Genomic DNA, 6954 nt, shown 5'->3' with positions numbered 1-6954 from the left:
CCTTTAATAATAAAACTAGTCATATTACAGATACAATATTTCTGTTCTATGTCTAGTTTTTTTTATCCCTAACGGGCTTGATACTTGTATCCAACCTTTGCTTTTCTTATGGCAAATAAGAACCATTTTAATACAAAATGCAAGCACCCTTTTGTTTTTTGAAAGCATCCTGTTTTCTATGTAATGCAGCAAGTTAAATTGAAATTTATTTGTTACATTACAATTTCAAAATTAAAAAATTTTTCTTGAAATTCTACCTGTTTTATTATTTCCTCTTGAGTAAATACGATGCCTTCCGGTACAACTATCCATTTATCTTCAACATCATTGATTCTATGAATTAGGGCTAATATTACTCCTTCAAATTCTTTTAATGGTTTATCTACTCCTAGTACATACGCATCTTATTCTACCCCGTCAGGAGCAATAACCCCTTCGACATATCCATAATTGACTGTATAAAAAATATCCTTATGCTTTGTATGATATGTTCCTAATGGTCTATCTATTATAACTTTTACCTTATTACCAATCCTTTATGTCACCTCAAGTAAACAATATCTATCGTTCAAGGATAAATCAAATATTTCATTTATCTTCGCCTAATTTCCATGTGCCATCTTGAACAATTGAGTTCAACGTTAATGTATATTTATTACATTTAGAGATAATGTATTTATTTTCTTCATTATTAGGATTATAGTCAACTATTGCAACTTGTTTGAACATATTTTTATATTCCTCATTCAATTCTTGTAACACGGACGAATGATAAATATCTTTTGCACTTATTGGGGTATTATCATAGAAAACATATCCGTATAATGGATCTACAACACCCCAAGAGTCATTATAAAAAACTTCAATTAAAACATGACCATGATACGCTTTATCTGGATTTGCAACAAATACAAATCTAGAAGTCATTCCTAGACAATCAAGAATGACAGCTGCAAGTCTTGCTAAATCAAAACACCAATCTGTACCTCTATCTAAAATTTCTTTTTCTGTTCCACCAAAATACATTTCATCTAGCGGCGTATTATAATTTGTTGCAATTTGAGAAGTATAATGAATCAAAGATTTTATTGATTCCAAATCATTATCCCTTTTAAATCTTTGAGCAAACGAATAAAGAATATTATTTTCCATTGGATATGATATTTGATAGCCACCATATAAAAAAGGTTCGGAAATTGAATCCAATCTAACCATTTCTTGCATCAGTTTGTGTTCAATAGAATTAATATCGTGTAAATCATTTCTAAGCATACATCCATATTCTTTACCAAAAACATCATAGCCTTTTATTACTTTAGCGTTTTCTACCAATTCAACATTAACATTTAAAATATTCAAAATACTCATTACCATATCTAGTGATGGATTCATTGAATGATTTTCTATTCTACCAATTGTTGATTGAGGAACATTACATCTTTTTGCAAGTTCAATTTGGCTTAATCCTTTTTCTTTTCTTATGGATTTCATTCTATTAACGAAATCTATTGTACTTTTATTCATAATTTACTCTGTTTATATTAAAACAATATTTTCCCTTTCCGTGTTTAAAAACTTGAATGATTACCTTTGTATCTAACAATTTAGAAATAAGTTTTGAAGCTCCAGAAGGCGACATTTTCAAAACATCTATTATTTCTTTTCTGCCAAAGTATTCAAAATCTTTAAGCGCTTGATATAATATTTCGATATTTTTTCTTATTGTTTTAGAAATTTTAACCTTTTCAATGTCCACTTTTTCCTTAGCAATCTCCATTTTTATTCGTTCAATGTCCACTTTTTCATTCCATCTTATATGTAAATATCTATTTTTTAGTTCATGATTTCCATTAAAAAGTAGATTTTCTAAGAACAATTCAATATATCTTGTAGTTTCAAAAATAATAGATATTATTTCAACTAAAAAAGGCTTGATAACTATATCAAACCTTTGCTTTTCTTATGGCGCAGAGGAGGGGATTTGAACCCCTGCACGGTCTCCCGTCTGCACGCTTTCCAAGCGTGTCCCTTCAGCCTCTTGGGTACCTCTGCAAATGTCCGATATTCATTATATCGGATTTGTATATTAAATTCAAGATTATTTTAATTTTTTTGGATTTGCTCTTCTTATTTCTGCAAGTTCTAAAATAAGCTCTTCGGTTTTTTTGAAGCCTAAGCATGGATCCGTAATGGATTTACCATAAATACCCTCTTCTACCTTTTGATTACCATCTTCAATATAGGATTCAATCATTAATCCTTTAAAGATTTTATTGATTTTTTCATTATGAGATGCAGAATGTAATACTTCCTTCGCAATACGAATTTGTTCTAAATAATTCTTACCAGAATTACTATGATTACAATCTACAATGACCGCAGGATATTTATACTTCTTCTCATCATAAATAGATGCTAAAAAGTTAATATCCTCGTAATGATAATTCGGGTGAGATTCACCATGCTTATTTACATATCCTCTCAAGATTGCATGAGCAAGTGGATTACCCATAGTTTCTACTTCCCATCCTCTATAAATAAAGGTATGACAAGATTGAGCTGCGCGAATAGAATTTAGCATTACACCTAAATCACCTGAGGTTGGGTTTTTCATGCCACATGGAATATTAATTCCTGATGCAGTTAATCTATGCTGTTGGTTTTCTACGCTTCTTGCGCCTACAGCAACATAGGATACCAAATCGGATAAGTATCTATGATTTTCAGGATATAGCATTTCATCTGCAGTGGAAAAGCCCGTTTGTGCTAATACATTCATATGAAGCTTACGAATTGCAATAATACCCTGTAGCATATCGGATGGCTTTGTAGGGTCTGGCTGATGCAACAATCCCTTATAGCCTTCCCCTGTAGTTCTTGGCTTATTCGTATATACTCTTGGTACAATAAAGATTACATCCTTAACCTTTTCATATACTCCTCTTAATCTTTTCATATAATCTAAGACAGCATCCTCTCTATCTGCAGAGCAAGGTCCAACGATTAACAATAATTTATTAGAATCTCCCCTGATAATTGCTTGAATTTCTTCATCATTTTGAAGCTTTATCTTTTGAAGCTCACTAGGCAATGGAAACATTTCCTTAACCTCTTTAGGTGTAGGAAGCTTCCTTTTAAAATCCATATTCATAAGAATTACCCCTTTCATCAAGAAATATAAAACAATTTTATCAAAAACTGTATTTATTTTCAATAGAAAATAAAATTATAAGCATTAAATTACTTCTTCTTTTGAATCAAATTCCTCATTTTCGTCTTCTTTTGGAATTTTATTTTCTTTTCTCTTTCTTACAAAATATAAAATTAATGATGTTGTAGCCAAAACGAAGGATAGGCAATTGAATAGGAAGGTTGGTAAAAAATTCATACCAAATCCATAAATTGCCCAACAAGTAGAGGATACCATTAGGGCTGCCTTAATCAAAGGTACCCTTACATTTGGGATTAAAATAATAATCGAATATTCTGCAGTAGCAATTACAGGTAATATACCCCACCATTGTGCATTATTAAGATCATAAATGAACACAAATATACCAATACCCATACCAAGAATAATAAATATTATCGCAAGTGTTGTATTTATCCATTTTTTTAACACGAATATATTTCTTATTAAATTTACTAAATCCTGTACGAGTCCACTCCAAAGCCCAGTTAATCCCTCTGCAACTGCGCACAAGAAATTACCTGTGGATTGCATGATGAGTAATTGATTTTTTCTTTTTACTCCTGAGGCTAACGCAAACAATAAATATCCAACTATGGATATGATATATGCAGAAAGCCTCAGTGGATTTTGAAGAAGTTCACTAAAGTCCATAAAATCAGCTCCTCTAAAAGATAAGGGACTTTTTTTAGTCCCTTATTTCTTAGTTATTTTTTTCTAATTTAGAAATAATGTCTCTTGCAACAAAAACACCATTCGCACCAGCCTGAGCTAAGCCTCTTGTCAAGCCAGCACCATCTCCTCCGACATATAAGCCCTCTACTGCCTTTGTCTCGAAATTATTTTTAATTTCAGGACGAGCAGAATAGAATTTTGCCTCAACACCATAGAATAATGTATGCTCATTCGCAATACCTGGTGTTACATGGTCTAAGGCCTCAATCATTTCAATGATGGATTTCATTGTATTATACGGAAGTACTAATCCTAAATCTCCTGGTACTGCCTCCGTTAGTGTAGGCTTTACAAAGCCTTCATCAATTCTTTTTTGGGTAGATCTTCTACCTCTTACAATATCGCCATATCTTTGAATAATAATAGATCCACAGGATAATTCATTCGCAAGGCGAGATACCTGGTGTGCATATTCATTTGGTAAATCGAATGGATCAGAGAATTTATGAGAAACAAGTAATGCAAAATTTGTATTGCTACTTCCAAGCTCCTTAGATGCATATGCATGTCCATTCGCAAGCATCGTACCACTATGGTTTTCAATAACAACATGACCAGATGGGTTACTACAGAAGGTACGAACTGTAGTTCCAACACTGGTTCTATAAATGAATTTACCCTCGTATAGGTTTGAATTAATCTCCTCCATTACGATATCATTTGTCTCTACACGAACCCCCACATCTACTTGGTTATTCGTCATATGAATATTATATTTATGACACATTTCCTCAAGCCATTGAGAACCATCTCTACCAACGCCTAAGAAAACATAATCTGAATCGATTACCTCACCCCTCTTTAGGGCAATACCTGTAACTTTATTGTTCGAAACTAAAATATCGGATACCTCCGTTTCAAACATCATATCGACATGACCCTTTAAGTCCTCGTAAATCTTTGCTTGAATCTTTAAATTATTTTCCGTACCTAAATGTCTAACTTGGCTTCTTAAAAGCTTTAATCCCACAGATAAGGCTCTTCTTTCGATTTCTCTTACCTTATCGGTAGTAGGATTCGTTATAGCCTTTGGCGCTCCATATTTTAAATTGATTTCATCCACATACTTAATTAATTCTAAAACTGTATTATCATCTAAATAATCGGTTAACCATCCACCAAATTCTGTAGTAATGTTAAATTTACCATCAGAGAATGCTCCAGCACCACCAAAGCCATTGGTGATACTGCATGCAGGGTGGCATCCAGAAATACCCTCTCTATTGATTGGACATTTTTCTAAAATATGCTCATTGACAGGGCATTTTCTTTTATATATATTTTTGCCCTTATCGATTAATAGAATCTTCGCATCAGGCTTTTTTTCCATAAATTCATATGCACAAAATACACCTGCTGGACCTGCACCAACAATTATACAATCATATTTCATGAAATTACCTCCAAAACAATAAAAAGTCGTGCTTATCTATTATACCATTATTTCCTTAAAATAAAAACCATATTTTGGCAGAAAAAAGACGCTCAAGTAGCGTCTTATTCATTCATCTTTGTAAGCTCGAGCGGCTTTTTTTGAGTCTTTTAAAGCTTTTCTTTTGTATTTATTCTTTTAATTTTCGTTTTCAATTCCATCAAGCTTTTCTATATATTCCTTATATTTCTTTGGTTCTTGTAATTCTATAATTCTAGCATTATATCTTTTTTTAAGATAATTTACTGCCTTTAAAGACTTGCCACTGCCACTACATAGAATGAAGGTTAGCTTTTTACCCTCAAGCTTAACTTTCGATAATACTGTCTGGATAGGGCATGAAATCCTACCATTCCAAATAGGTGTTTCTATTACAATTTCATCATATCCTTCTATATTAGAATCAAAATCTATAAGCTTAGCTTTATGCTTTATGCCTGCCAAAAAGCCTCCAACCATCATCTTTAGAAAAAAGCTTTTAGGTAATTCTCTTTTAGGTATAACTCTTCTAATTTCATAATTCTTATTCAAAAAATAATCCTTTACTAATTCTCCATTACCACTATGGGTATAGTATATAAATAGTTTTTTCATTGAATCCCCCATTAAAAATAGAATATATCCTCAAATTTTAAATCTAATGCAATAGCAATTAATAAGGCAAGCTTTGCAGTTGGAACGAACTGCAAGGTTTCAATAGAGGATATCGTATTCCTAGATACTCCTACCATGGATGCAAGCTTCTCTTGAGATATCCTCTTTTCGTGCCGAATTCTTGGCAAATTATTCTTTAATACTAATTCCTCCTTCATAATTACCACACCCTTAAAAGCTGTAAAATCCAAAACACCAAAAACATAATGGCTAGTGAAAAATAAAGTATAGATACAATTAGCTCATGTGCTTTCTTTAATTTTATATATTTAACAAAAAATGCAGATGCACACATAAGCGCAATAACCATATTCGGTCCATGGTTTACATTACCAAATACAATTCCATTCATTATATCTACAATAATGATTCCACAAATTCCAACAAAATATCCGAAATAGGCACCTTTTCTTTGGGCATCTAAATCGGCAACATCTAAACCGCTATTTTCTTTTTTTGCTTTAGCTAATATTTCTTCTTTATTCATAATAAATCTCCTTTTGCCAAGTTAACTTGTCATATATATTATAATGTTGCAAAGTATACTTGTCAATATGATTTTTAAAAAAGGATTGAAAACCCAATCCTCTTTAATCTGATATTTACCAATAATTAGTAACTCTTTCTGCAAAGGATATTGCATCCTTTATTTCTACTTCTATACCATCTACACAAATCTTACCGTTAAATTTACCAAATACCTGGTGCTGTAATGATTTTAAAATAAGTAGATTGGTATTATCAAATCTATCTAGTATAGGCGTAAAGGTTAAATCTATCTTATTGTCCTTTGATTTTATTTGCTAAGGCTCTAAATATTTATAATTTCCCTTTCCATCCTTTGGAATGATAAATTCTACGTCATTAAGCTTATATGCCTTCTTATTAGAACAAAGGGGTAAATAAATTTCCCCTTAAGGAGCTTAGGCTCCTTTTTTAAGTG

At 31.9% G+C, this 6954-nt stretch carries 8 protein-coding genes and 1 tRNA gene; all 9 read right to left on the bottom strand.

Annotation, left to right across the window (positions count from 1 at the left end):
• Positions 1-588 precede the first annotated feature (588 nt).
• Complete coding sequence (locus tag SPJ17_RS01030; RefSeq protein ID WP_321091894.1) at positions 589-1524, bottom strand: helix-turn-helix domain-containing protein; 936 nt, start codon at positions 1522-1524, stop codon at positions 589-591.
• The gene (locus SPJ17_RS01025) at positions 1517-1876 is read right to left on the bottom strand and encodes a hypothetical protein (protein WP_321091893.1); all 360 of its coding nucleotides are present in this window, start codon (positions 1874-1876) and stop codon (positions 1517-1519) included. The genes SPJ17_RS01030 and SPJ17_RS01025 overlap by 8 nt, the downstream gene beginning before the upstream one ends.
• A gap of 87 nt (positions 1877-1963) precedes the next feature.
• Positions 1964-2052 (bottom strand) — tRNA-Ser (locus SPJ17_RS01020).
• Positions 2053-2098: 46 nt separating this feature from the next.
• Positions 2099-3151 carry a 3-deoxy-7-phosphoheptulonate synthase gene (locus SPJ17_RS01015; protein ID WP_321091891.1) on the bottom strand — a complete coding sequence of 351 codons (1053 nt, stop codon included), beginning with the start codon at positions 3149-3151 and terminating at the stop codon, positions 2099-2101.
• A gap of 84 nt (positions 3152-3235) precedes the next feature.
• Complete coding sequence (locus SPJ17_RS01010) at positions 3236-3844, bottom strand: YgjV family protein (protein ID WP_321091889.1); 609 nt, start codon at positions 3842-3844, stop codon at positions 3236-3238.
• A gap of 49 nt (positions 3845-3893) precedes the next feature.
• Positions 3894-5318 carry an NAD(P)/FAD-dependent oxidoreductase gene (locus SPJ17_RS01005; RefSeq protein ID WP_321091887.1) on the bottom strand — a complete coding sequence of 475 codons (1425 nt, stop codon included), beginning with the start codon at positions 5316-5318 and terminating at the stop codon, positions 3894-3896.
• Positions 5319-5495: 177 nt separating this feature from the next.
• On the bottom strand, positions 5496-5951 hold the full coding sequence (locus tag SPJ17_RS01000; RefSeq protein ID WP_321091885.1) for a hypothetical protein: 456 nt from the start codon (positions 5949-5951) through the stop codon (positions 5496-5498).
• Positions 5952-5962: 11 nt separating this feature from the next.
• Positions 5963-6169, bottom strand: a complete 207-nt coding sequence (locus tag SPJ17_RS00995) for a helix-turn-helix domain-containing protein (RefSeq protein WP_321091884.1) — start codon at positions 6167-6169, stop codon at positions 5963-5965.
• Between the two features lie 2 nt (positions 6170-6171).
• Positions 6172-6498 (bottom strand): DUF6442 family protein, encoded by a 327-nt coding sequence (locus SPJ17_RS00990; protein ID WP_321091883.1) that lies wholly within the window; start codon positions 6496-6498, stop codon positions 6172-6174.
• Between the last annotated feature and the right edge of the window lie 456 nt (positions 6499-6954).

Source organism: Anaeroplasma sp., assembly GCF_034179385.1.
Classification (GTDB): Bacteria; Bacillota_I; Bacilli_A; order Acholeplasmatales; family Anaeroplasmataceae; genus Anaeroplasma.
Note: the sequence above shows the minus strand (reverse complement) of the source record. Positions and strands in the feature narration are given on the sequence as shown.

Coding starts and splice junctions, on each gene's coding strand:
- SPJ17_RS01000 (WP_321091885.1), bottom strand. CDS start 5,951: ATGAAAAAACTATTTATATACTATACCCATAGTGGTAATGGAGAATTA.
- SPJ17_RS01010 (WP_321091889.1), bottom strand. CDS start 3,844: ATGGACTTTAGTGAACTTCTTCAAAATCCACTGAGGCTTTCTGCATAT.
- SPJ17_RS01030 (WP_321091894.1), bottom strand. CDS start 1,524: ATGAATAAAAGTACAATAGATTTCGTTAATAGAATGAAATCCATAAGA.
- SPJ17_RS01005 (WP_321091887.1), bottom strand. CDS start 5,318: ATGAAATATGATTGTATAATTGTTGGTGCAGGTCCAGCAGGTGTATTT.
- SPJ17_RS00995 (WP_321091884.1), bottom strand. CDS start 6,169: ATGAAGGAGGAATTAGTATTAAAGAATAATTTGCCAAGAATTCGGCAC.
- SPJ17_RS00990 (WP_321091883.1), bottom strand. CDS start 6,498: ATGAATAAAGAAGAAATATTAGCTAAAGCAAAAAAAGAAAATAGCGGT.
- SPJ17_RS01015 (WP_321091891.1), bottom strand. CDS start 3,151: ATGAATATGGATTTTAAAAGGAAGCTTCCTACACCTAAAGAGGTTAAG.